A 24,949-nucleotide genomic window follows, 5' to 3' on the forward strand; every position below is an offset into this window, starting at 1 on the left:
CGGTCTACCTCTCCCCAGCGGGGAGAGGTGCACACCATCGATTCGGTACCTTGCTCGACCTGATCACGCCGCGCGCTGCAGCGGCCGCGACACCACGGTCAAACCATTCGACAGCGCATTGCTATCGATCGACGCGATGGTGCGCGCGATGAGTTGCGGCAGGCCTGGCACGGCGGCGAGGTTCGGAAATACCTTGCGGACCAGGAAGCCGTGCAGACTCAAATCCTTCTTGATCCGCAGCACCTCGTAGTCCGCCGAGGAGAAGCAGGTGCGCGCCGCGCGCTCGTTGAAATAGTTCCAGTGATCGACGAAGTAGGACAGCGGCCGGTTGTTGCCGCGCAGCCGCGCCCAGGCGAGTTCCGTCTTGCGGCGCCAGCTTCCTTCGTTGGGAAAGCGGAAGATCAGCACGCCATCCTCGGCGAGCAGCGACTTGAGCGAGCGCAAGGTGCCGACCGGATCCAGCATATGCTCGAAGACCTGGTCCGAGACGATGCAGTCGAAGCGCTTGCCGCCGAGCACGTCGCCGATCTTGCGCCAGTCACCCGATACGATGGTCACGCCGTTCTCGCGCGCCACCTCCGCGCGGGCAGGATCCCCCTCGAAGCCGACCACGTCGAAGCCGCGCTTCATCAGCATCGGCAGAAGTTGCGAGGCGCCACAGCCGAGGTCGAGCACGCGTCGCCCGGGCGCCCAGCGTTCGATCAAGGGAATGAGCGAATAGGGATAGTCGTTCTCGTCGAAGATACGCTTCCAGGCGAAGTGCGCGCGTTGCTGGGCAACCCGCTCCGGCGAGGCAAAAATCTCCACTGCCTCTTCCTCGACCTTTTCAATTCGCATCGGCCGATCGGCCACGAAACGTCCGGTGCACGATCCGCACTCGTAGACCAGGTAAAGCCGGCCGTTCGCATCCTCCAGTGCTCGCAGCTTCGTGTCATGGATGTCCTCGGACGAGCAGAACGGACATTGCGAGATGACCGGGAATCGTGTGACCTGAGAGTCCATTGGCAAAGTCTCCCTTCAGCACACTTCGTTTCTTGGCCAAGTTTTTTGGCCGAAACGCATTCGCTGTCCGGCTATGAAGGAATTTTTCTGTGCGGAAAGCTCGGCGGTCTCTTGGCAAATTGTTGGCGAGTCCCGTGCTTGCGACGGAGCAGAGCCGCGAACGCGACGCTTGACGTCAGTTGCAACGCAACGGCTGCTCAAAACGACAACATAGGTTAAGTTCTGCGCTTCACCACCAGCGCATCCACGATCGTCACGCCCTGCCCTTGCGGGTGCACCAGCACGGGATTGACTTCGATCTCGGCGAGCTCGTCGCGCAATCGCACGGCGAGCTGCGAGAGTTCGGAGATCAATCGCGCGAGCGCCGCGACGTCCGCCTTCACGGCTCCGCGAAATCCCTTCAGAAGCGGCGCGGCCTTCAGCTCATCGAGCATCGCCGCCGCCTCCGCCGCGCCGACCGGCGCCGGCCGATACACCACGTCGCGGAACAGTTCCGTGGTAATGCCGCCGAGGCCGACCATGACCATCGGCCCGAAAGTGTTGTCCTGCAGGGTCCCGATGATGATCTCGACACCCTTTTTTGCCATCGGGCCGACCAGCACGCCCTGGATCGCGGCGTCGGGGCGCGCCTTGCGCGCATTGTTGAGCAATGCTTCGAAGGTGAGAAACACCTCGCCCTTGGTGGCGATATTCAAGCGCACGCCGCCGACCTCGCTCTTGTGCGCAATGTCAGGCGATTGCACTTTCATCACGAGCGGCAGACCGACCCGCGCGATCGCGGCGTCCAGCCCGCTTTTGTCCGTCACCAGCACTTCCTCGGGCAACGCGACGCCGGCGGCGCGGAGCAGCGCCTTGCTATCGGCTTCCGACAGACGCGGCGATTTCAGATAATCGGAGAGATCACGGTCGGGCAGGCTGGCGCCGACTGCGGCCCGCGGCAGCGTGAACTTCGCGTGATCGACCAGCCGCCGCAGTGCCGTGGCGGCCTGGGTCAGGCCCGACAACACCACCACGCCCGAGGCCGCCAGTTCGCGGCGCGCGAAATCCGACGGCACCGTATAGGTATAGAACACGACCGGCTTGCGTTGCGCCTCCAGCACCGGTTTCAGCTCGGGCTGTTTGAACGGCATCCGCACTTCGCTCGACATTGACAGCATCACCAGGATCGCATCGACCTCATCGGACGTGCTGAGCAGGTCGACGCTCCTCTGCAGGCCGCCGCTGTTCACGCCTTGGGCCGTGACGTCGATCGGATTGCGCGCCGTGCCGTACGACGGCAGCAGCTTCTTGATCTCGGTCTGGATCGGCGCTGATAGTTCCGGCACCTGCAGCCCTTGCTGCGACACCGCGTCCGCGCCCCAGATGCCGGCGCCGCCGGAGACCGTGAGCACGGCGACGCGATCACCCTTCGGCAGCGGATTGGTGCAGAGCACCGCGGCGATGGTGATGGCCTCGTCGAGATCATTGGAGACGATGAAGCCGTATTTGGCGAACACCGCGTCATAGGCCGCCGACCAGCCGGCCATGCTCGCGGTGTGCGAGGCCGCCGCGCGCTCGCCGGCGCCGGAGCGGCCGACCTTGGTCACGATCACCGGCTTGCGCAGTTCCGCGGCGCGCCGGGCGGCGTTTAAAAACTTCTCGACGTCGCGGATGCCCTCGATGAACAGCAGGATCACGTCCGTGGATGCATCCTGCACCATGTAATCGAAGAACTCGCCGGCCCCGAGATCGCTCTCATTGCCCGCGCTGACGACGTAGCTCACGGCGATGCCGAGCGCTTTCGCACGATGATAATAGGCAAAGCCGATGCCGCCGCTTTGCGCGACGATGCCGATCCGCTTCCTGGTCGCGACCAGCGGCGCTACGCCCGGCTTGACGTCGACCGCCGGGCTGAAGGTCGCGGCGACCCGCGGCACCGCGCTGAAAAAGCCTTCCGCATTGGGTCCGGAAATGCGCATGCCCGTTCGCCTGGCCAGTGCGGCGACGCCTTCCTGCATGGCCGCGCTGTCGCCGCCCTCTTCGGCAAAGCCGGAGGAGATGATCACGGCATTCTTCACGCCCACGGCCGCACACTGTTCGAGCGCGGCCAGCACCCCACGCGCCGGAATGATGATGACGGCAAGATCGATCGGCGCGCCGATGTCGGCGATCTGTTTGAAGCAGGTCAGCCCGTCGATCTCGTCGTAGTTCGGATTGACCGGATAGATCTTGCCCGGAAACTCGTTCTTGCGCAGCATTGCCAGCAGGCGCCCCGGGATTTTCTCATGATCGCGCGAGGCCCCGATCAACGCGATGCTTTCGGGGGCGAAGAAGGAGTCGAGCGGGTGCGGCATTCGGCGTTCCTATTTGTTCTTCATTATCGAGAGTGTCTAACACTCAGTGACGACTTCATCCTGAGGAGCGCGCATCGCGCGCGTCTCGAAGGATGACAGCCCGGCTGCTGCAGCGGCCCATCATCCTTCGAGACCGCCGCTCCGCGGCCTCCTCAGAGTGGATACGCGAATCATTCGGCAAGCTTGAACGTAACGCCCCCGATCACAAATTCGCTGTCCGACACAGCATAACCTCTCGCCCGCGCGGCCTCGCAAACCGCAGCGACACTGGCCACACGAAAATCGAGTCCGCTCATGATCTCCGCCTCGCCTTGCACGAAGCGGAAGCTGGCATTGGGCAGTTTCAGCTCGGGCGTCCCGTCCGCCCCGCGCGAGACCGGCACCTCGATGATTCTGCCCCAATGCGCGGCCAAGCCGAGCGGATCAGGACTTTGCACCTCCACCCCAGTCAGCGCCTGCGTCACGTCCTGGCGCATGAACTTCTGCCACTCCGGTCCCGCCGGCGGATAGGCACCCAAGATGTCGTCGCTGCCCTCGGTGTGATTGAATTCGATGAAGGCGGCGCGGCAATCGCGCGGATGGAGTTGCACGCCGTGATAGGGCGCGTGCGTGATGACGTTGGCGGTGCGCACGCCGAGCGCATTGGCGCGGGCAGCGCGTTCGTCGGGATCGTCGCAGGCGAAGATCGCCGTGTAGCCGCCGCGGCCGCCGCTCTTTTCCAGGAAGCGGCCCGCCGCCGTGCCGTCGCGGAACGGCGCCACCACTTCCAGCAGGATGGTGTCCACCGGCAACAGCGCGTTGACGAGGCCATATTTGGCGACATTGCCGTCGCGGTAGCAGACGGAAAGGCCCATGATATCAGCGATATCGGCAATCACCCGCTCGAGCTGCGGCGCGACCAGGCAGACCTGCCGCAATCGAATGGCGCCGGCCACGCTAGGCGCCCCGGAACACCGCCTTGCGTTTCTCGACGAAGGCCTTGGCCGCTTCCTTGTGGTCGGCGGTCTCGCCGGCGCGGGTGTGATGGATCGCTTCCGCGTCGAAGCAATCTTCGAGCGAGAGATGCTCGGCATTGTTGATGTTACGCTTGATATAGCCGAGCGCGACCGACGGGCCCTGTGCGAGCTCCATTGCGAGCTCACGCGCTGCCGCATCAATTTCACTATCCGCCACCACGCGGTTCACCATGCCGAGCGCAAGCGCTTCGCTGGCACTCAGCACCGGCGACAGCAGATAGAGTTCGCGCGCCTTGGCGCTGCCGAGGAGCTGGGTGAGGAAGTAGGTGCCGCCATAATCGCCGGAGAAGCCGACCTTGGCGAAGGCGGTGGTGATCTTGCAGGATTCACTGGCGACGCGAAGATCGCAGGAGAGCGCGATGGAAAGGCCGGCGCCGGCCGCGGCGCCATCGAGCTGCGCCACCACGGGCTTCGGCATCTGGTGCAGGATGCGCGAGACCTCCATGCCGCGGCGCAGGTTCGCGAGCTTGGCCTCGAAGGGGAGCGGCGCCCGCCCCTCCGCCATCGCCTTGACGTCGCCGCCGACGCAAAAGGTACCGCCGGCGCCCTTGATCAGCACGGCGCGCACCTCGTGATCCTCCGCGGCGCGCCGCGCGGCTTCGACGAGCCCGCGCGTCATGTCCGGGTTGAGCGCATTGCGCCTGTCCGGGCGATTCATGGTGATGGTGAGCAGGCCGGATTCGAGATGCTGCAGGACCATGTCAGTTGCGCTCATGGGATTTCGCCTTTGTTGTTGATTGAACCTTGCACCGTCGTTCCGGGGCGGTCGCGAAGCGAGCGAACCCGGAATCTCGAGATTCCGGGTTCGCGTGCTGCGCACCGCCCCGGAATGGCGAAAAGCTTAACGCACCGCTCGTGATGACGCCCGCTGCGTCATTTCTTCACCAGCGGGCAGCGTGATTGCTCCAGCGATTGAAACGCCTCGTCGCCGGGGACAGTGGCGAGCAGCTTGTAGTCATCCCAGCGGCCCTTCGACTCCGACGGCTTCTTCACCTCGAACAGGTACATGTCATGCACCATGCGGCCGTCCGCGCGGATGTAGCCGTTCTTGGCGAAGAAATCGTTGATCGGCGTTGCCTTCATCACCTTCATCACCGCCGCCGAATCGGTGGTGCCGGCGGCTTTCACCGCTTGCAGATAATGCATCACGGAGGAATAGACGCCGGCCTGCGCCGAGGTCGGCGGCCGCTTCACGCGCGCCATGAAGCGTTTTGAAAACGCACGCGTGTCGTCGTTGAGGTCCCAGTAAAACGCTTCGGCCAGCAGCAGCCCTTGCGCGGTGTCGAGCCCGATCGAGTCGATGTCGGTGACGAACGCAAGCAGCGGCGACAGCTTCTGGCCACCCTTCATGATGCCGAACTCAGCGGCCTGCTTGATCGCGTTCACGGTGTCGCCGCCGGCATTGGCGAGCCCGATCACTTTTGCCTTCGAGGCCTGCGCCTGCAAGAGGAAGGACGAGAAATCCGAGGTATTGAGCGGATGGCGGACGCTGCCCAGCACCTTGCCGCCTGCCTTGGTCACGACATTGGTGGTGTCCTTTTCCAGATCGTGGCCGAAAGCGTAGTCGGCGGTCAGGAAGAACCAGGTGTCGAGCCCTTGCCTGACCGCGGCAAGGCCCGTCACATTGGCCTGCGCGTAGGTGTCGAATACGTAATGCACCGTGTAGGGGCCGCAGGCCTCGTTGGAGAGCCGGATCGAGCCGGGACCATTGAAAATGATGATCTTGTTGCGCTCCTTGGCGATCTCGCCGGCCGCGAGCGCAGTCGCGGAAGCCGCGACGTCGTAGATCATCTCAACGCCCTGGTTGTCGATCATGTCGCGGGCGATGTTGGCGGCGAGATCGGCCTTGTTGAGGTGGTCGGCAGCCAAGACTTCGATCTTGCGGCCCAGCACCTCGCCGCCGAAATCTTCCGCCGCCATCTTGGCGGCCTCCAGGCTGCCGGGGCCGGTGATGTCGGCATAGAGGCTCGACATGTCCAGAATGCCGCCGATCTTGAGCGGAGGCTTATCCTGCCCCAGCGCGGCGCTCGCCGTCAGCGCCAGCGCGGCAGCAAAAATTGCCGAAGGAAACCTCTTCATCAAAATCCTCCCTCTCGGCCACGATTTTGCACGGCGGCCTTATTGAGTTGCGCGCGATCATGCCGCATGCATCGGACAGCGGCAAGCGAAGGGGCGCGCCTTGCGGTTTTCCGCTAAGCGGAATGGATGAAATGTGCGAGCATGCTCGCGATGATTTCGATGCCTGTGATATCTCGACGTCAACGTGCGCGCTGCCCGGCCGCATGCCTCTGCCTGGTCCTCGCTGCTCCCGCGCAATCGGCCTTCGCCGCGGCTTGCGCGCCGCCGCCACAGGGCGAGGGCCGCGTCGCCGAGATCGTCGATGGCCGCAGTTTTCGCCTCACCGACGGACGCGAGATCAGGCTCGCGGGCATCGAACCGGCCGGTATCACAAAGGCAGAGCGCGTCAACGCGCTATCGGCGCTCGTGGCCGGTCGTAACGTGAGCCTGCGCGGCGATGACGATGCGCCCGACCGCTACGGGAGGCAGACGGCCTTCGTGTTTCTCGCGGCCTCGGAGGTGCCGGTTCAGGCACAGCTCGTGTCGCAAGGCCGGGCGCTGGTCCTGCCCGACATCGAGAACAGGGATTGCGCGGCGGCCCTGATGGCGGCCGAAGCGGAGGCGCGAGCGGCCAAACGGGGAACCTGGAGCGCTAACGATGTCATAAAAAACGCGGAAAGTCCGGACGATATTTTGGCGGGCGTGGGGCACTTTACGGTCGTCGAAGGCAAGGTTCTATCCGTACGGCAGTCGGGGGCTACCACTTACCTGAACTTCGGACGTCACTGGACACAGGACTTCGCTGCGACTATTCCAAGGCACGTATTGCCGGCCTTTGCAGCGGCCGGAATCGCCCTTAAGTCCTTGGAGAATCGGCGGATTCGGATCCGGGGCTGGGTCGAGGCGCGCCCGGGACCGCGCATCGAGGTGGTTCGGGTGGGGCAGATCGAGGTGCTGGGTGGGGACTGACCCAAGGGTGATTCGGGGGCAATCCCAAGGGCAATTTAAGACGTGACAACTCAAGAGTAGCCGCGAGTGGATGGGTTTGCGGGACCGCGCGACACGGCAATGAGCCGCCGCCTTTGGGCTGCGCTGGCGGCGCTTGGCTTTGCGCTGTCGCTTGGCGCCTGCGGCGACATGGGGCGGCTGCAGTTGGCCACGCCTGCGCCGGCGCCCGCGCCGGTCAAGCCCAAGCCTGTGGTCACGAACACGCCGGCCACCGAGCGGGAGCATGAGCGGATCCTCGCCACTTATGGCGGCGCCTATGACGACCCGCAGTTGGAAGCGCTGATCGGCAAGACGGTCGACCGCCTGGTCGCAGCTTCGGAGCGGCCCGACCAGGGCTACAAGGTGACCATCCTCAACTCCGGCGCGGTGAACGCCTTCGCGCTGCCGGGCGGCCAGCTCTATGTGACGCGCGGGCTGATCGCGCTCGCCAACGACACCTCCGAACTCTCCTCCGTGCTGAGCCACGAGATGGCGCATGTGATCGCCAGGCACGCCGCGATCCGCGAGGATCAGGCGCGCCAGGCCGCGATCGTCACCCGCGTCGTCACCGACATGAGCACCGATCCCGATCTCACCGCGCTCGCGCTCGCCAAGACCAAGCTGACGCTTGCGACCTTCTCGCGCAACCAGGAGTTCGAGGCCGACGCCATGGGCGTTGCGATTGCCGCGCGCGCGCATTTCGACCCCTACGGCGCGGCGCGCTTCTTGAGCTCGATGGAGCGCAATGCCGAACTGAAGGCCGCCAAGGCTTCGTTCGATCCGCGCGCCCAGGATTTCCTCTCCTCGCATCCGGCAACGCCCGAGCGCGTGGAGAACGCGCAGACCATCGCCCGGCAATATACTTCGCCTGAGAACAGCGAGCGCGATCGCGAGGCCTATCTCTCGGCGATCGACAACATCGTCTACGGCGAAGACCCGAGCGAGGGCTTCGTGCGCGGGCGGCGCTTCCTGCATCCCAAGCTCGGCTTCACCTTCCAGGCGCCGGACAATTTCACGCTCGACAATACCGCGCAGGCGGTGATCGGCGTGCGCGACGGCGGCACGCAGGCAATGCGCTTCGACGTGGTGCGGGTGCCGGCGGAACAATCGCTCGGCGACTATCTCAACTCGGGCTGGATGGAGAACGTCAACAAGGCCTCGACCGAGGATCTCACCATCAACGGCTTTCCGGCCGCCTCCGCAACCGCCGATGGCGATCAATGGCACTTCAAGATCTACGCGCTGCGCTTCGGCAGCGACGTCTATCGTTTCATCTTCGCGACCAAGCAGAAGACCACGGAGAGCGAGCGCAATGCCCGCGAGACCGTCAACTCCTTCCGTCGCCTCACGCTGGATGAAATCCAGGCCGCACGCCCCTTACGCATCAAGGTGATCACGGTGCAGCCCGGAGATACCGTGGAGTCGCTCTCCCACCGCATGGCCGGCGTCGATCATCCCATGGAACGCTTCCGCATGCTCAACGGCCTCAGCTCACATGCGGAGGTGAAGGTCCGCGATCGCGTGAAGATCGTGGTGGACTGACGGTTCTCCGGTAACACGCGACGTCGGGAACGAAGCGCGCGGATGTCCACAGGTGGAACCGCTTTGCGCGACAAATCTACTCGGCATCATCACAATTCGGGAACACTTCCCCGGTTGGATCCGTTCGTTCCGCTTGATGCTTCGAAGAAGTGGGAGCAGCCGATGAAGTTGAACTCGACGCAGGTGGAGCAGACATTGAACCAAATGAATGCCCACGTTCTTCCCGACGACCATCCGGCGGTCACGCAATTGACCGATGTCTTTGGGGACCACACGTTCTTTCTCGACGAGAGTGGCCTCAAGGTCCTGGAGCCGGCCGAGGCACCGGAGATGGAGATTCAATCCGGCGAGGTGGTCAGTCTTGCGGATTGGACCGACTCGACCCTCACCAGTTTGACGCCGCATGCACCTGAGCTGACAGGCACGACGATCGTCTTCCGCGAAATGAAACATTGACGGACCTGTCGTCTCACACAGCCAGATGATTTGATCTGCGATGCCGGCGTGATGGCGGCCGCCACGTTGCGCTCTCAATCCGAGTGCGGGTGGCTGGCCGCCATCAACCATCGCTGCGGCGTTCTCCGGGATAATCCAGGTTAAGGCGGGAACCCGTTGGTTCCTGCAACCTTGCGCTTGGTCGAATCAATGCTCGCGTTCACCGGAGAGCAATCGCATGTCAGTGCGTGAGATGCCGATCGCCGCAACGCATTTGCTTCTGGCATTCGCCTTGATGATTGCCGGCGCATTCGGCACCGGGGTTCCGATCGCGCTCCTGATCATCTGGCTTTGCTCCTGAACCTGCCGCGCTCATGGCCTGCGTGCAGCCCGCATGCTTGCTTCCCGCAACAACTCGATCTTCAGCGGCGCAGCTTCGCTGAAGCGCGGCTCGATACCGCCGTCAGCGAATCCATTGACTTGGAATCGTCATCACTCGATTCGCAATGAACGCACAATGAAGCCATCATATCGCGTCATTGGCTCGATATCGCTCCGACCGGGGAACTTGCTCCTGCGGAAGGAACAAACATGCGACGCTTTCGATTCGTCCTCTGGCTATTTGCCGCGCTGCTCATTTCGCCTCTCGCCCAAGCTCAGATCCTCAGCATTACGATCGCTCCGCCGGAGCTTCCGGTCTACGAGCAGCCGCCGCTTCCCGCGCCCGGCTATATTTGGACGCCCGGTTACTGGGCTTACGGTCCGGACGGATATTACTGGGTGCCGGGCACTTGGGTTGAGCCGCCGGCCGTCGGCCTGTTGTGGACGCCCGGTTACTGGGGATGGCATGACGGCGTTTACGCGTGGAACGCCGGGTATTGGGGACCGCGTGTCGGCTTCTATGGTGGTGTCAACTATGGCTTCGGCTATGGCGGCGTCGGCTATGAGGGTGGCCACTGGGACAACGGCGCGTTCGCCTACAACCGCACCGTGAACAATTTCGGCAGTGTCAACGTCACCAACGTCTACGAGAAGACTGTCATCAACAACAACATCACGCGGGTCAGCTTCAATGGCGGCAATGGCGGGCTCACCGTCCAGCCGACACCGCAAGAGCAGGCTGCCGCGCAAGATCGCCACATCGCTCCCGCGCCGGCGCAACTCCAACAGCAACATCTGGCGAGCACCAACAGAGCACTGCTTGCCTCCGAGAACCACGGCCGCCCGGCCATCGCCGCGACAGCCAAGCCGGGCGAATTCAGCGGCAAGGGCGTCGTCGCTGCACGGGAAGCCAAGCCGGGGCCGGCGCCGCAGCCGCCCGCAGCGGCGGCTCCCAAAGGGCCTGCCAACAATGCGCTCACCAACAGGGCGCTCGAGAACAAGCCGCTGACGGCCACCCCTGCGAACAAGCCTCTCGCAAACAATCCTTCGGCTGCGAACAGGGCCGTCGAAAGCCGCCCGGTCGACAACAAGGAATCGGCCGGTCCGGAGCACGCTGCGAGAACGAACAACGTGTTGCCCAAGCCGGCAGGCGCGACGGTCAGACCGGACGGCAAGCCGCTGAATACTGCAGTGAGGCCCGCCAATGTCGAGGCTAGGCCGGCCGCCACGGCGACGGCTCCCAAGCCGCCCCAGCATCCAAGTGCCGCGCCACCCCGACAAGTCGCCGCGGCGCCGCATCCCGCGCCCCATCCGCCTGCGGCGAAACCCAAAACCGCGCCGCACAATGAAGCGCATTAGAGCGTGATCTGTGCAGCGGCTTCGCCAAAGGATCACGCTCAAGGAAAAAATTGAGACGCGCGATGAGGATTCAACCTGATCTCATCGCGCTCTCACGCATGAGCGCGCTCGTGATGCGGAGAAGAAGTAAGGACGAGGTTCGGGAGGGCTGGGTTCCCGAACCTCGTCGCCGGAGCCCTCACGCAAATGAGCGCCGGAGGGCTACGCAACATGAACGAGCTTCCGTGAGCCTTTCGTGATGTGACCGTCGCGCTCCAGGCCTTTCACTGTGCATGATCTCTTCGAAAAGCCGCTGCGCACTTTTCCGAACCATCGCCCGGTCCATTGCCCGCCCCTCGATTCGACGAGGTCAATTCGCCACTTCCGTCCACCGCGCGGCCGCCGCCGCGATTGCGCACATCGTCCAGACGCGGGGTCCAGACGCGGGCTGCTTCCTCGGCGAGCCGAATTATGGCAATTCAGGGGCTGTCAAAAACATACCTGAGATTATCCACAGTATAGCTCTGATATGCCTTTGCTCTCTGGGGGTGCTTTCCGTCGTATTCGGAGGACAGACAAATGGGGAATATCGAACAACTTCGAAAGACTCCTGAAGTGAGTTTGGCTCAACTGGAAGCGGACATCTCGATGGGGCGTCCAAGCACTTCATTAGCCTCAATTGCATTGCCTGATTACGTCGAGCACCAGGACGGCGTTCCACGCGTCGGCGCGCTCAGTGCCGAGGCAGTGGTCCGCGACTACGAGGCCGCCGCGAAAGAGATGGAGGCCATGGGAGCGGAATTGATCGATGCCGCCAAGAAATGCGAGGCGATGACCGCGGAGGTCCATAACGCGATCGCCTATATGCGCGATACGGCAGCGGCATATCGCGAGGAAGCCAAAAAAATCTTCAAGCGCATTGAAGATTGTGCGCTGTTCACCGAAGACGTCAGAAAGACCTGCGAACAGGTCAAACGCAGGATGATAGACGGCCCGAACACCAACTGAGGCCATCCCGCCCAACGCAAGACCACCGACGGCGGCCTGTTCCGCAGATCTCTTTGCGGAACGGATTCATGGGCAATCCGGGGCAGTGGGCCGCAAACGGCAAGCACGCTCGCGCGAGCCGGCAACGACCTATCTTACTCCCTCGTTTGGGAAGCGAGGCCACCATGAGCTTTTTCACGATGAAGCTGCAGGAGGAGGCTCCCACCTGTGACAGGTGCGGAAACAAGCCTCGCTTCATTGGCAGAATGCTTGACCCGAAACAGGGCGGAACCGTCCGCCTGTTCATCTGCGAATGCGGTGAACTGATCAAGATGGAGTGCGATTCGCGCTAAAATCCAAATGCCCGGGTTAAGGGTAGAGTTGCCGGCCTGATCGGATCGCTACGTTCGCGCATGGTGTCTGCGGAGAGCCGCGGCACATTTTGTGTGAATGCACCCTGTCGCGGGTCCAGATCATGCTCTGGTCTTGCTGCGTGAGTAAACCCTCAAGATGAGGAGGCGCGGCTGCGCCGCGTTCGGACGATGCTATGCATCGCTGCCGGCCTCATCGTTCGGGGCGCTTGCTCCGCAAGCTCGTCAAGATGATGGGACAGAGCCGCTCATCACGCCGCAGGACTAGACCAGTCGCCGATCAAGTTGCAAAGCCGGACGAGCGCCTTCGACCAGGCCCGTCATTGCGAGGAGCGAAAGCGCCGACCCGCGTCGCTCGCTGCGCGAGCTATGGCGAGGCGTGAAGTCCCCGCCGAAGCGCCTTTGCGCGTAGGCGGAAGCAATCCAGACTGCATCCACGGAGAAAATCTGGATTGCTTCGCTTGCGCTCGCAATGACAGCGGAGGTCGGGGCGCGTTCCCCCGATACGCTCAGCTCGGCGAATGCGCTAGTTAGTGCAACGTCAAGCTGACCAATGCGGCACCATGGATTGCGAGCGCCTTGCGAAAGCCGGCGGCAAGATGCCGATAGTGTGCAGCAAGGCGCTTGTACTTGGTCTGCATCGCGCTATCGCCAGCCATCTGCGCGAGCGTCTCGCATTCGGCCGCTGAGGTCTCATACTGCTCAACTCGTTTCAGTCGAACGTCTGTTGCGGAGGTACGCATTACGGTCCCCTGAGCGGGGTTTATCTTGAACGGCGCAATTCTGCCCTGCGCGGCCACAGCAACGACCCTGTGCTCAGAGTTTGGCATTTTTACAGCCGCTCGCTTCCGCCAAAAGTCTATGCCGTGGTCTGATCTTTGTTGTTCGCGCGAAGCGTCGGGATCGCCGCTATTGCCGCCTCGCGAGATATTCGTCGGACTGCAATGATCTTCAATGCTTGTGCCGCCGCTTTTGGCGAGGCCCGGATTTGGGAGAAGGCTTGGCGAAGTATGGATTGACGACGCACTGAGCCGCCCGGCCCGACGCGGAGGCCTGACACTGAGCTATCGATGTATAGCTGCACTCGAAGTAGTAGTGCACCATGTCGTCGTAGACCTGCAGGCAGACCGGGTAGTTCGGATCGTAGGTCTGAGCCTGTGACGGCGCGGCGCTAAGAACTGTCCCAGCCGCCAGAACGGCCAACACAAAAATACGCATCAGGCTTCTCACACCTGAACGTCCAATTCCGGTCCGTCTCATCCTCGTCCTCCTCGCGCCGCTGCCGATCGTCTCGTCCGTGCTGCGCATTACAATCTTGAGCACATCATCGGATAACGGGATCTGCAAGCTCGCGACTTTGTTCCTTCGCGACACCTAGAGATCGCGAACCATGAAAGCCGTCTCCAGGCCTCTCCAGTTGGTGTGATCTTGAACAACCCAACCGAGCCTCTCATAGTAGCCGGCGACATCCGTGGTGTAGAGGTGGAGCCGAGAAAATCCCCGTTGCCGCGCTTGATCCTCGATGGCTCGAACCAAGACCGCGCCCGCCCCCTTTCGCCGATGCGCCGGAACGACGAACAAGCCTGCAAGCCATGGCGATACATCGTGGTTGGGCTCAATCTCCGACTCGACCAGAAGACACGTCCCGATCGGCTCACCATCGGCCTTGGCAATCAGCCCGACACCACGGCTTTGATCCGAAGCAAACAGCTCCAGCGACCGCAATTCATCCTCGAAGGACGCCTTGAGCACCGAAAAGGCATCCACGCGCCAGCGCGCGCAGATCGCCAGCTCCGGCGTGCCGGGCTCAATGATGAACGTCTGAATGTCAGTCATCGGGATCTCTGGGCTGGGAGCTGATCTACCTTGTTGACATCACCCAGCAGCATCTCGGTCTTGTCATCCAACAACGGCCGCTGCAGCACCTCCGCCTCGTTCCCACCGTCGGCGGGCTGCGGACCGGGGGCGATGGTGGATTGGTTGATGACAGAAGTTACAAATGTCGGCCTCCCAGATGAGCTTTCAGGTACTCCAAATGATATTTGGCCGCCTCGAGTTTTCCGGGAAGGCGGGGCACGGCCCAACACCAGGTGGACACGCAAACGCTGCGGATCAGCGATAGCAGAGTGAAGAGTTCGTGATCTATCGGCTCAAATGCCGCGAGGTCGGGAACGCAGCCAATATCCCATTCGCGGGGACCAAGGCTCACCGCATCGAAGTCTGTCCACAGCGGGCCTTCTGCCGCAAACAATACATTCCCCAGATGGGCGTCACCGTGAATAGGCACCGGCCGAACCGGATGATTGTCCAACGAGCAGATCAGGTGGTCGTATATTTTCAAGAGCACGTTGCGATCGGAGTTCGCCATTGCGGCAAGGGCCGATCGATCTCCAAGCAACGCTCCGCATTCGTCGATCTTGGCTCGATAGGACGGGAGCCAATGCGGATAATCGGCAAGCGCCTCGTGCACTCGGCGCAGTGCTCGTGCCGCGCTTGCCAGCCGTTCAACATCATCATCGTCGTCGGTCCGCAGATGCTCGACGTGTAGCCAAAGCGTCATTGCAAATTGTTCATGAACGTGCGGGCCTGCGGGATACGCCTGGCTTGACCTGACTATCGGGGCGCCACGCGCGCCAAGATGGCGAGCTATCTGGAGCTCGCGGTTGAGCGCTTCGATGCAAAGCCCGGAGTTAACGACTACGACGCGGGCCACGATTGCCAATGGACGCAGCAGCACAGTGATGTGCCGAGACTGGTGCAGAATAACCGGTTCGACGCGAGCTGCGGTAAATCGTGCAGCGACTATCGCTGCTGCAAGCGCAGCCCGATGAGGGATGTCGGCCTCGTCCATGACGAAACGTTGCCTTATCAGAGCTTGCCGGGGAGGGAAGGATCCGGTGTCTGTCGAGGCGTGTCAACTCTTCGACTCCACAGCGCCGATGCGCTCGGCGCGCCCTAACAAAAAGCCCGGTCGAATGACCGGGCTTTTGTCTTTCCGAAAAACGCCAGCGCGCTTACGCGGCTTCGTCGGCGACCGCGGTGTCGTCGCCGTCGCTGTCGTCGATATCCTCGATATCGCCCTCGGCATCAGCCTCGCCCTCGGCTCCGGCCTCCGCCTTGGCGGCGCCGCGGCGCGGGCTCTTGGCGAGTTGGCTCTCGATCTCCTTGACCGCTTCGGTCTCGGTCGAGTGCTGCACCACCGCGATCTCGCGCGACAGCCGGTCCAGCGCCGCTTCATAGAGCTGGCGTTCGCTGTAGGACTGCTCGGGCTGCGACTCCGAGCGATAGAGGTCGCGCACCACTTCCGCGATGGCGACGATGTCGCCCGAATTGATCTTGGCTTCGTACTCCTGGGCACGACGCGACCACATGGTACGCTTCACGCGCGCGCGGCCCTTGAGCGTCTCCAGCGCCTTCTTGACCAGCGCGGGATCGGACAGCTTGCGCATGCCGACATTCGCAACCTTCGCGGTCGGAACCCGCAGCGTCATCTTGTCCTTGATGAAGTTGATGACGAACAGTTCCAGCTTGGCGCCCGCGATCTCCTGCTCCTCGATGGCCAGGATCTGGCCAACGCCGTGAGCCGGGTACACCACGAACTCGTTGGCCTTGAAGCCCTGACGCTGGGTCACGACCTTCTTTTCTTCCGCCTTGGGCGCAGGTGCCGGCTTCGCGGCCACCGCCGGCTTGGTCGCAGCCGGCTTGGCGGCGGCCTTCACCGGAGCCTTGGGAGCAACTTTCGGGGCAGTGGTCTTGGCGACCGTCGCTTTCGCGGCAGTCTTGGCAGCAGACTTATGTTGCATTTCGCTTCTTTTCTTAGAGGACTTTGCGGCCGAGACCGCCTTGTGGGCGGTCCGGGTGTCCCTTAGGGATGCCCGGGCACGGCTTTTGGTTGCGCTGCGGCTGCTGGCCGCGGCAGCTTTCTTGGTGGTCTTGGAAGCACTCGTTTTACGCGTTTTCTGTGACACAGCCTGCGCGCGGAACTGCCACGCCCCTGTTGAATGTTTTTCACGGGAACCCTGAGGGGCCAAAGCGGGCTGACGGGGTTCAAGCTTGAAATGTGCTCAATATAACACATTTCCCGCAAAAATCAATGATTTAGAGCTTTTGGGGGGCGGTTTTTGGCTGATTCGCCGCTATTAGGGTTAAGTTTGGCCGGTATTGGCTTAGTCACCGGCTCCCGGATTCGGGGAAAAATATTTCTCGAACTTGCCGTCCATCCCGTCGAAATCCTTGGCGTCCGCCGGGGCGTCCTTCTTCTGGGTAATATTCGGCCAGCTCTTGGCGTACTCATTGTTGAGCGACAGCCATTTCTCCAGCCCCGGCTCGGTGTCGGGCTTGATGGCATCCGCCGGGCATTCGGGCTCGCACACACCGCAATCGATGCATTCGTCGGGGTGGATCACCAGCATGTTCTCGCCCTCGTAGAAGCAATCTACCGGGCAGACCTCAACGCAATCGGTGTACTTGCACTTGATGCAGGCTTCAGTGACGACGTAAGTCATCCAAGGCTCCGAGACGGTTCGATTTTCTTGGCTGGAATTTTCTTGGCGAGTTTTGGCTTGCGTAGCGCAGGAACATGCGTGCTGCAAGGGAAGCCAAGCCTCGCGAACGGCCTAATCCGAGCAAGTTAGCAAGTTATTGCTCCGCTCAGATAATCATTTTGGCCCGCCTTGCAAATCCTCGAACAAGACGCGCGCAGCCTGCGCGTCGCCGCGCCGCTCGGCAAAGCCGATCACCTTGAGGATGCGCACGCTGCGGTCGAGCCCGATGGTGAGGACGTCGCCGAGCTTCACGCTGTGACCGGGCGCCGTTTCGCGCACGCCGTTGATCCGGACGTGGCCCGCCTCGACCAGCGCGGCGGCGCTGGTGCGGGCCTTCACGACCCGCGCGTGCCACAGCCATTTATCGATGCGCTGGCGGTCCGTGGGCGTAATCCTCTGTTCGATGCGTTTTCTTCACGCGAACCGGTTCCCCCCGGATCGCGTCCGGGGCAGGCTTCGCTGGAAAACGCTAGTCCTTCCTGTTGGCCGTGAGCTGTTCCTTCAGCGCCGCGAGCTTGGCGAACGGCGAATTGGGATCGACGGCGCGTTCACGCTCGCGCGGCGCGCTCGAGGCATAGGGCCGATGCGACGGACCGAACTCGCGCTTGTCGCGGCCGCCTTTGTCGCGGCCGTGATCGCGCGGACCCCGCTCGCGGCCGCCATGGTCGCGCTCGGCGCCGAACTTGCCCTTCTTGTCGCGGTTCTGATCCTTGCCGAAACGCTCGCGCGGCCGGTCCCTGTCCTCGCGATGCTCACGCTCGTCGCGGCGCTCGCGTCCCTGGCGCGCCTGAGCGCCCTCGGCGCCGCTGGCCGCCTCCGCGCCCGCCTGGCCGTCCTTCTTGCGGAAATCCCGCCGGCCATGATGGCGATGATGCTGGCGCTTCTCGCCCTCGCCGGCTTCGCCTGCCGCCGCCTCGGCCTGCTCGCCAGGCTTGCGATCCTGATGGCGATGGTGGCGGTGACGCGGGCGCCGCTCGTCCATGCGGCCGCCGGGCCGCCAGACCTCGACCAGTTGCGGCTCGGCCGCCGCCGCAGGTGCGCCTTCCGCCGTGGGCTCGGTTTCCGCCGCAGGGACTTCGGCCGTCGCAGCCTCGACAGCCGCCGCGGTTTCCGCAGGCATGGCCTCGCTGATCGCGGCGACCTCGTCGGATGAATCGATGACTTGTGCCTGCTCTTGCGACGCGTCCGCAGCCGCTTCAGGAGCCGGCACGGCCTCCGCAACTGCGGGCGACGCAGGCGCTTCCTCCGCCGCAACCGCTGGCTCCGGCTCCTCGCTGAAGGGGATCGGCGAAACGTCCGGCAGCAGCGCGGCCGAGGGCGCGAGATTGCCGGGCTGTTCCGCCGCCTCCAGCACCGGTTCGACCAGTGCATCCGTTGTTGATGACTCGGCGGCGGCCTCAGGCTGCTCCGCCGGCGTGTCGGCGGGTGCCGTGGCGGCGCCTTCGGCCGGTGGCGCCTCGGGGGCGACCGTCTCGGTGACGACGGCAGGCTTCGGCGGCAGCGGCGGGCGGCGCTCCATGCGATACCCGAGCGCGCGCAGGATCGAGGCAAAGTCCTCGCCCGCCGAGCCCGTGAGCGAGGTCATCGCCTGCGTCACCACGAAGCCGCGGCCGTCGAACGCGCCTAGCGGCTTCTCGCCGGGCGAACTCTCGCGCCAGGCCAGCGCCGGGCGAATCAGATCGGCAAGCCGTTCCAGAATGTCGACGCGCACGGCGCGCTCGCCGCATTGCCGGTAGCCCAGCACGCGATAGGCATCGCGCGGCAAGGCCTTGTCGACCGGGAAGGAGGTGCGCCCCGATGAGGCCATGTGCTGCGCGCCGGAGACCGCCTGCAGATCGACATTGTCGTGCTTCAAGGCCCAGAGCAGCGAGGCCAGCGCGCGCGCCGCCGGCTTCAACAGCGCCGGGAAATAGATGTGATAGGCGCCGAACCGCACGCCATATTTGCGCAAGGTCGCCCGCGAGGGCTGGTCGAGATCCTTCATCTCGGATGCGATCTTGGCCCGCTCCAGCACGCCCAATGCTTCGACGAGCTGGAAGGCGATACCGCGCCCGATGCCGGTGATGTCCTCGGCCTTGGAGAGCTCGAACAAGGGCCCCAGCAGCTTTTCGATGTGCGTCTTCAGCCACAGCTCCAGCCGCGCCTGCACTTTTTCGCGCGAGGCGCCGGTCAATCGTTCGTCGGCGATGATGCGAATGCGCGGATGCAGCGCGTCGTCGGCCGCGACCAGCTTTGCCACGGCGTCCCCGGTCCAGCGGATGGTGCCGTCGGAGGTGAGCACGAACTGATCGTCCGCCGCATTGCCAAGCTTTTCGGCGCGGGCGTCGATCTCGCGCGCCAGCACCTGTTGCGCGGCGGCCTGCAGCGCCTTGGCGTCGGACCCCGCCTCCGCCGCGTCTGGCGCAAAAGTGAACCCGTCGAGCCGGCCGATCGCATGGCCCTCAACAATGACTTCGCCGGTCTTGCCGATTTCCGTATTCAAAACGACGTTCTCCCGCAGGCGGCGCATCAATACACTGGTACGGCGATCAACGAAACGCTCCGTGAGCCGTTCGTGCAACGCGTCCGACAATTTATTTTCAACTTCGCGCGTGATTCCCTGCCAATGCTCCGGGTCTTTGAGCCAATCCGGCCGGTTGGCGACAAAGGTCCAGGTGCGAATCTGCGCGATCCGGCCCGAAAGCGTGTCGATATCGCCGTCGACACGGTCGGACTGGTCGACCTGGGCGGCAAACCAGCCGTCCGGGATCCGGCCCCCTTTCATCAGGAAAGCGTACAAAGTGGTCACCAATTCGGCATGCGCCGCCGGCGACAGCTTCCGGTAATCCGGTATCTGGCAGGCGTCCCAGAGCCGCTCGACCGCGGCCTTGCCATGCGCCATGTCGCGCACATCGGCATCGCGCGCGGCGTGGTCGAGCACGCGCAGATCCTCGGCGATCGGCGCGCGCGTCAACGCCTCGTGACCGGGCGGCAGCGCAAGCGACACCTGCAGCGCACCGAGGGACGAAAAATCCAGCTTCGAATTGCGCCATTGCAGAACCTTGACCGCCTCGAAGGTGTGGTTCTGCAGAGCATTCACCAGCTCCGGCTCGAACGGCGCGCAGCGCCCGGTGGTGCCGAACGTGCCGTCGCGGGTGGCGCGTCCCGCTCTTCCTGCGATCTGCGCGAACTCCGCCGGATTGAGCCTGCGGAACTGATAGCCGTCATATTTGCGGTCGGAGGCGAACGCGACGTGGTCGACGTCGAGATTGAGCCCCATGCCGATCGCGTCGGTGGCGACGAGATAATCGACGTCGCCGTTCTGGAACATCGCCACCTGCGCGTTGCGCGTGCGCGGCGACAGCGAGCCCAGCACCACCGCCGCTCCGCCATGCTGGCGGCGGATCAATTCGGCGATGGCGTAGACCTCGTCGGCCGAGAACGCGACGATCGCGGTGCGGCGCGGCTGGCGGGTGATCTTGCGATCGCCGGCAAAGGAGAGCTGCGACAATCTCGGGCGCGTCACGATCGACGCGCCCGGCAATAGGCGCTCGATGATCGGGCGCATGGTGGCGGCGCCCAGCAGCAGCGTCTCGTCGCGGCCGCGCCGGTTGAGAATGCGGTCGGTGAAGACATGGCCGCGTTCGAGATCGGCCGCGATCTGGATTTCGTCGACCGCAAGGAACGACACGTCGAGATCGCGCGGCATCGCCTCGACGGTCGAGACCCAGAAGCGCGGCGACTTCGGCTTGATCTTCTCTTCGCCCGTGACCAGCGCCACGGCCTCAGGGCCGGCGCGATCGGCGATCTTGTTGTAGACCTCGCGCGCCAGGAGCCGCAGCGGCAGCCCGATCATGCCGGAGGAATGCGCAAGCATGCGCTCGATCGCAAGATGCGTCTTGCCGGTGTTGGTCGGGCCGAGCACGGCTGTCACGCCGGAGCCTGCAGCGCGCTCCGGTGCGAACGAGGACGAAGGAGAAAGGGCCATAATGTGTTGAGGTGCTTTAACGCCTAGAGGCTAGCGTGCGATCGCCGTCGATTGAAAAGATGTCTCCGCGCTGCCGGTCCATCTCGCCCCGACGCGAGTCGGGCCTGCCCGACTTGCGCAAATCGAGAATGAGCAACTCCGCCAAACCCCGGTTGCGGCGGGGAGAGGCAAAACTCCGTTGTTCGCTTCAAATCGAATTAACATGCCCTGGCGCGCCACAAGAAGAAGATGGGGTGCAAATCCGCAAATTGCGAATGCGATGCGGGCTTCCGGGCCCGCAACTGTGTCACTTTGCTACGGATATAGTGCCCCCGCTTAAGCTCTGGAACGAGTCTAGAACGAATCGCGGCCGAATCGCTGACTCCATCCCATTTCCGGCTTCGTTCACCGCAACATCTCGCGAGGGAACCGAAACCCCGCACTAGATGAGGTTTTGCCGCGATCCAAAGCAAGGGATTTTGGCTGCGAATGTCTTAAATTCCTGATGCCCCCGAGTCGAATCAGAAGCGGCCAAGAGTCAACAGGATTCGTCGACAGGATTCGTCAACAGGATTCCGCGCCTCGCCGCTGCCACCGTCGTTCCGGGGCGCACGAAGTGCGAACCTCAGATGCGCAATTGCGCATCGGGAACCTCGAGATTCCGGGTTCGCTGCTGCGCACCGCCCCCGGAATGACGCTGCGGATGGCTGGCGGCGCCAACGCGCCAAGCGCGGCGACGCTACTGCGTCTTCGGATTCTTCGGATTGGCCTGGGTGATGAACTGCGTCGCCTCCAGCACGCCCGTGCCGAAGGGCGTCGGCACCACCATGCGGAACGGCACCAGGAACCGCGTGCCCGGGATCGGCACGAAGGTGACCTCGATGTTGCGCGCGGCGGAGAGATATTTGATCACCGGGCGGTCCGGGATGTAGCCCGCGATCGGCTTGAAGTAGATGGCGCAGACCACCGCGGGGCCGTAATAGCCCTTTTCCGCCTTCACCATGCTCATGCGCTTGTAGTCGAGCGAGAGCTCGTAGCGCATGCGGCCGTCGAACACCGCGGCGCTGGTGCGGCAGGCATCGGGCGACAGCGGATCGCCGGTGCCGGGCACGCGCAGCAGCGAGGCCGTCATCGGATCGAACACGCCCTTGCGATGCGCATCGGTGACGGGAACGCGGTCGGGATCGACCGGCGGGGTCGGGTCGATGCCGTATTCCTTCACGCTGCCGTTGTTGAGCACGATGTGGATCGCCTCGGTCTTCTTCGAGGTCGTGGTCGAGGCCGTGTAATTGGTCCCGACCAGCGCGCCATTGACGACGCGCCCCTGCGCGGCCCCGGTGCCGGAGGAGTTGGCGATCGCTTTCAACAGCCCCGCGGTGCCGCCGAAGGCGGAGGCCGAATATTGGTCGTCGCCGATGTCGATGGTCCAGGAGCCGCGGCCGATCGGAATGCCGGCCAGCGTCGCCTCATATTGCGCGTCCACCCGCGCCTGGGCGTGCGCGGCGCCTGCAAGCGCGCCGGAGAGGACCAGGCCTGCGCAAAGGCTCGCGAGCAGCAGGAGCGCCGACCGGCGGCGGGCCGGCCGGGCCGGGATCGGATGGTCCGGGGTCACGGAAGGCAGTCCTGCTGCCGGCGCGATCGTGTGGTTCGAACTGTCATCAACGCAGGAAACGGAGCAAAAAACCAAGGCGGCCGGCGGCCTTAGGCCAAAATCGGTCCAACAGGGGTCCAGCGCCGGGAACATTTCGAGCTTAAAGATCGGTCCCGAATGCGCCCTTTATATGATCCGTTAAGCATCGGAAATGCCTGCGAGATACCGCGATTTCGCAAGCCTCTCGCGGCCTCGAAAACTTGACGGATCGGCCATTGCGCCCTATACGTCCGCGCACTCCCGGTAGGACCGATGAATTTTGACCCCTGCGGCCGCCCGATCACGGGCTTTGAGCTGGCGGGGATGGAAGAGGATTTTGCGATGTCACGGCGCTGCGAACTGACGGCCAAGGGTCCCCAGGTGGGCCACAAGGTCAGCCACTCCAACATCAAGACCAAGCGGCGCTTCCTGCCGAACCTGTGCAACGTGACTTTCATCTCCGATGCACTCGGCCGCAACGTGCGCCTGCGCGTCTCCACCAGCGCGATCAAGAGCGTCGACCACAATGGCGGCCTGGATGCGTACCTGCTCAAGGCCAAGGCCGACACCCTCTCCCCGCGCGCGCTCGAGATCAAGCGCCAGATCGAGAAGAAGGTCGGCGCGGCAGAGCCGGTGAAGCAGGCGAGCTGAGAGTTTTAAGGGCTAGGGCTAGGGGCAAGTAGCGTCTAGTCGCGTAGGCTTAAGCGTTGAGTTTGTGGCGGCCGGGTCGAAAGACCCGGCCGTTTTTGTTTTTCGGACGACGGGACGACAAACTATCTCTTCAAGTAGCCAATCGAGCCGACTCGGTTTCGCCACCTCGCATTCCCAAACCGTCAAGCATTTCCACCCCGCGCTTTGGAGCGCTCGTTTGTGCCGAGCGTCGCGCAGTCGGTTCGCACGAAGCTTTTCGGTCCAGTACTTCGGGTTCGATTTCACTCTGCGCTTGCCATCCACGCATTTTCTGCACCCATGCCAAAAACAGCCGTGCACAAAAATAGCAACGCGACGGGATGGAAAGACTATGTCCGGCTTGCCCGGAAGCGCCGCCGAATGCAGCCTGAATCGTAGTCCGTTTCTGAAAAGAAATTGCCTAACCGAAATCTCAGGGCGCGTATCCTTCGAACGGATAGCCGCCATGTTAGCACTCCGGCGAATCGCTGATATTTTGTCCATAATGGCGCGAACGGCTTAGCGTGTTACTCCCCGGTCAAATACATGAAATTAAGCCGATTTTCACCATGAACGGCTTAGACTTTGTGGGCGAAGCAGGCATCATACCTTTGATTGATTCCTTTCGCGCGCTAACACCTGTAAGTGCATGCTGCAAGAACAGTTGAAAAAATAATGGCGACCGCGCGATCCTCTCGGGGAAGTTCAAAACGCAACGCTTCAGGAAGGCTACCGAAAATTGTTAGCCTCTTCTCTGGGGCTGGGGGCCTGGACCACGGATTCAAATCCGTCGGCTTCGAGCTAAGCGCGGCGTTTGATATTTCGTCCGCGGCCATCGAGACTCATAAGCGAAATTTTCCAGGCTCAGCGGCGATCGCCGGAGACTTAATTGAGCTTGGCCCAAAGGGTGTTTCATCGATTGTAAATGAAGCTTTACCTAGGGGCTCGCGCATCGGAATTATCGGCGGACCTCCGTGCCAGGGGTTCTCTCGGGCAAACACCACCGCTACGGCATCCGACCCCAGAAATCAGCTCCCGAAACTCTACATCGATATCGTGCGAGAGCTTAAGCGATACTTTGTGGTCGAATTTGTCGTATTCGAAAACGTCCTGGGAATGCGGGACAAGAAACATTCAGCCGCGTACCAGAACCTTCTCACTGGGTTACGCGAACTTGGATTCGACATAACAGAGAAAGAACTCTGCGCTCTGGACTTTGGTGTACCCCAAACCAGAAAACGACTAGTGCTTTCAGGCATGCGATCGGACCTCCGCATCCAGAGCGTGCGTCCAAGACGGAGAAAGGGCCACTTAACTGTCCGAGATGCGATAGGCGCCCTTCCCGAGCCGAAATTCTTTTCACGAAACCTAACTGAGCGGGATATTCCTCACCATCCTAACCACTGGACCATGAATCCCGTGTCGCCTCGCTTTCAAAAAAGGTCCGCAGCTCACATAGGGCGTTGCTTCAAACAATTAAGCTGGCACAAGCCGAGCCCTACAATCGCGTTCGGCCACCGAGAGATTTATGTCCATCCAAGTGGCAAGCGACGCTTGAGTATTTTTGAAGCAATGCTGCTACAGGGTTTTCCGAAAACATTCGTCCTGGCAGGTAATCTCTCTGAGCAAGTTGAGCAAGTATCCAACGCGGTGCCGCCGCCTCTAGCGAAGAGTTTGGCCGCCGCGATAAAACATTCCCTAGGTGAATGA

The 24,949-nt window shown here is 62.9% G+C and carries 23 protein-coding genes; 8 read left to right on the plus strand and 15 right to left on the minus strand.

Annotation, left to right across the window (positions count from 1 at the left end; translation table 11 throughout):
* Window positions 1–63: 63 nt before the first annotated feature.
* From P6U23_RS38380 to P6U23_RS38400, 5 genes are all read right to left on the minus strand, one after another.
* On the minus strand, window positions 64–1,002 hold the full coding sequence (locus tag P6U23_RS38380) for a class I SAM-dependent methyltransferase (RefSeq protein ID WP_407177464.1): 939 nt from the start codon (window positions 1,000–1,002) through the stop codon (window positions 64–66).
* A gap of 215 nt (window positions 1,003–1,217) precedes the next feature.
* Window positions 1,218–3,335 (minus strand): acetate--CoA ligase family protein, encoded by a 2,118-nt coding sequence (locus tag P6U23_RS38385; RefSeq protein WP_407177465.1) that lies wholly within the window; start codon window positions 3,333–3,335, stop codon window positions 1,218–1,220.
* A gap of 170 nt (window positions 3,336–3,505) precedes the next feature.
* Entirely contained in the window at window positions 3,506–4,270 is a 765-nt protein-coding gene (locus tag P6U23_RS38390; protein ID WP_407177466.1) for a hypothetical protein, read from the minus strand.
* Between the two features lies 1 nt (window position 4,271).
* Entirely contained in the window at window positions 4,272–5,066 is a 795-nt protein-coding gene (locus P6U23_RS38395) for an enoyl-CoA hydratase (RefSeq protein WP_407177467.1), read from the minus strand.
* A gap of 158 nt (window positions 5,067–5,224) precedes the next feature.
* Window positions 5,225–6,430 (minus strand): ABC transporter substrate-binding protein, encoded by a 1,206-nt coding sequence (locus P6U23_RS38400; protein WP_407177468.1) that lies wholly within the window; start codon window positions 6,428–6,430, stop codon window positions 5,225–5,227.
* Between the two features lie 159 nt (window positions 6,431–6,589).
* Here P6U23_RS38400 and P6U23_RS38405 point away from each other — a divergent pair, with 159 nt between their 5' ends.
* From P6U23_RS38405 to P6U23_RS38430, 6 genes are all read left to right on the plus strand, one after another.
* On the plus strand, window positions 6,590–7,378 hold the full coding sequence (locus P6U23_RS38405; RefSeq protein WP_407177469.1) for a thermonuclease family protein: 789 nt from the start codon (window positions 6,590–6,592) through the stop codon (window positions 7,376–7,378).
* Window positions 7,379–7,477: 99 nt separating this feature from the next.
* Window positions 7,478–8,938, plus strand: coding sequence for a M48 family metalloprotease (locus tag P6U23_RS38410; RefSeq protein WP_407177470.1), 1,461 nt, complete (start codon window positions 7,478–7,480; stop codon window positions 8,936–8,938).
* Between the two features lie 162 nt (window positions 8,939–9,100).
* Entirely contained in the window at window positions 9,101–9,394 is a 294-nt protein-coding gene (locus tag P6U23_RS38415) for a hypothetical protein (RefSeq protein ID WP_407181720.1), read from the plus strand.
* A 217-nt stretch (window positions 9,395–9,611) separates the two neighbouring features.
* On the plus strand, window positions 9,612–9,734 hold the full coding sequence (locus P6U23_RS38420; protein WP_283805894.1) for a hypothetical protein: 123 nt from the start codon (window positions 9,612–9,614) through the stop codon (window positions 9,732–9,734).
* 230 nt (window positions 9,735–9,964) lie between these two features.
* On the plus strand, window positions 9,965–11,113 hold the full coding sequence (locus P6U23_RS38425) for a YXWGXW repeat-containing protein (protein WP_407177471.1): 1,149 nt from the start codon (window positions 9,965–9,967) through the stop codon (window positions 11,111–11,113).
* Window positions 11,114–11,671: 558 nt separating this feature from the next.
* Window positions 11,672–12,100 (plus strand): hypothetical protein, encoded by a 429-nt coding sequence (locus P6U23_RS38430; protein ID WP_407177472.1) that lies wholly within the window; start codon window positions 11,672–11,674, stop codon window positions 12,098–12,100.
* An 880-nt stretch (window positions 12,101–12,980) separates the two neighbouring features.
* On the opposite strand, the gene P6U23_RS38435 is transcribed toward P6U23_RS38430, so the two are convergent.
* The 9 genes from P6U23_RS38435 to P6U23_RS38475 form a co-directional block, all read right to left on the minus strand.
* A complete protein-coding gene (locus tag P6U23_RS38435) occupies window positions 12,981–13,193 on the minus strand; it encodes a hypothetical protein (RefSeq protein ID WP_407177473.1) in 213 nt (70 codons plus the stop codon).
* Between the two features lie 208 nt (window positions 13,194–13,401).
* Window positions 13,402–13,668, minus strand: a complete 267-nt coding sequence (locus P6U23_RS38440) for a DUF3551 domain-containing protein (RefSeq protein ID WP_407177474.1) — start codon at window positions 13,666–13,668, stop codon at window positions 13,402–13,404.
* 156 nt (window positions 13,669–13,824) lie between these two features.
* Window positions 13,825–14,286 carry a GNAT family N-acetyltransferase gene (locus P6U23_RS38445; RefSeq protein ID WP_407177475.1) on the minus strand — a complete coding sequence of 154 codons (462 nt, stop codon included), beginning with the start codon at window positions 14,284–14,286 and terminating at the stop codon, window positions 13,825–13,827.
* A gap of 157 nt (window positions 14,287–14,443) precedes the next feature.
* Entirely contained in the window at window positions 14,444–15,301 is an 858-nt protein-coding gene (locus tag P6U23_RS38450; RefSeq protein ID WP_407177476.1) for a phosphotransferase, read from the minus strand.
* Between the two features lie 163 nt (window positions 15,302–15,464).
* Complete coding sequence (locus tag P6U23_RS38455; RefSeq protein WP_407177477.1) at window positions 15,465–16,253, minus strand: CarD family transcriptional regulator; 789 nt, start codon at window positions 16,251–16,253, stop codon at window positions 15,465–15,467.
* 363 nt (window positions 16,254–16,616) lie between these two features.
* Window positions 16,617–16,955, minus strand: a complete 339-nt coding sequence (gene fdxA, locus P6U23_RS38460) for a ferredoxin FdxA (RefSeq protein WP_407177478.1) — start codon at window positions 16,953–16,955, stop codon at window positions 16,617–16,619.
* 153 nt (window positions 16,956–17,108) lie between these two features.
* Window positions 17,109–17,333 carry a S4 domain-containing protein gene (locus tag P6U23_RS38465; RefSeq protein ID WP_024512223.1) on the minus strand — a complete coding sequence of 75 codons (225 nt, stop codon included), beginning with the start codon at window positions 17,331–17,333 and terminating at the stop codon, window positions 17,109–17,111.
* A 130-nt stretch (window positions 17,334–17,463) separates the two neighbouring features.
* Window positions 17,464–20,961, minus strand: a complete 3,498-nt coding sequence (locus P6U23_RS38470; RefSeq protein WP_407177479.1) for a helicase-related protein — start codon at window positions 20,959–20,961, stop codon at window positions 17,464–17,466.
* 718 nt (window positions 20,962–21,679) lie between these two features.
* Complete coding sequence (locus P6U23_RS38475) at window positions 21,680–22,498, minus strand: DUF3108 domain-containing protein (RefSeq protein ID WP_407181721.1); 819 nt, start codon at window positions 22,496–22,498, stop codon at window positions 21,680–21,682.
* A 414-nt stretch (window positions 22,499–22,912) separates the two neighbouring features.
* Here P6U23_RS38475 and rpmB point away from each other — a divergent pair, with 414 nt between their 5' ends.
* Window positions 22,913–23,221, plus strand: a complete 309-nt coding sequence (gene rpmB, locus P6U23_RS38480) for a 50S ribosomal protein L28 (RefSeq protein WP_407181722.1) — start codon at window positions 22,913–22,915, stop codon at window positions 23,219–23,221.
* An 18-nt stretch (window positions 23,222–23,239) separates the two neighbouring features.
* Here rpmB and P6U23_RS38485 read toward each other — a convergent pair whose 3' ends face one another.
* The gene (locus tag P6U23_RS38485; protein WP_407177480.1) at window positions 23,240–23,743 is read right to left on the minus strand and encodes a very short patch repair endonuclease; all 504 of its coding nucleotides are present in this window, start codon (window positions 23,741–23,743) and stop codon (window positions 23,240–23,242) included.
* Between the two features lie 171 nt (window positions 23,744–23,914).
* Between P6U23_RS38485 and P6U23_RS38490 the strand changes: the two genes are divergently transcribed.
* On the plus strand, window positions 23,915–24,949 hold the full coding sequence (locus P6U23_RS38490) for a DNA cytosine methyltransferase (protein WP_407177481.1): 1,035 nt from the start codon (window positions 23,915–23,917) through the stop codon (window positions 24,947–24,949).

The sequence above is a fragment of the Bradyrhizobium sp. STM 3562 genome (genome assembly GCF_045571435.1).
Classification (GTDB): Bacteria; Pseudomonadota; Alphaproteobacteria; order Rhizobiales; family Xanthobacteraceae; genus Bradyrhizobium.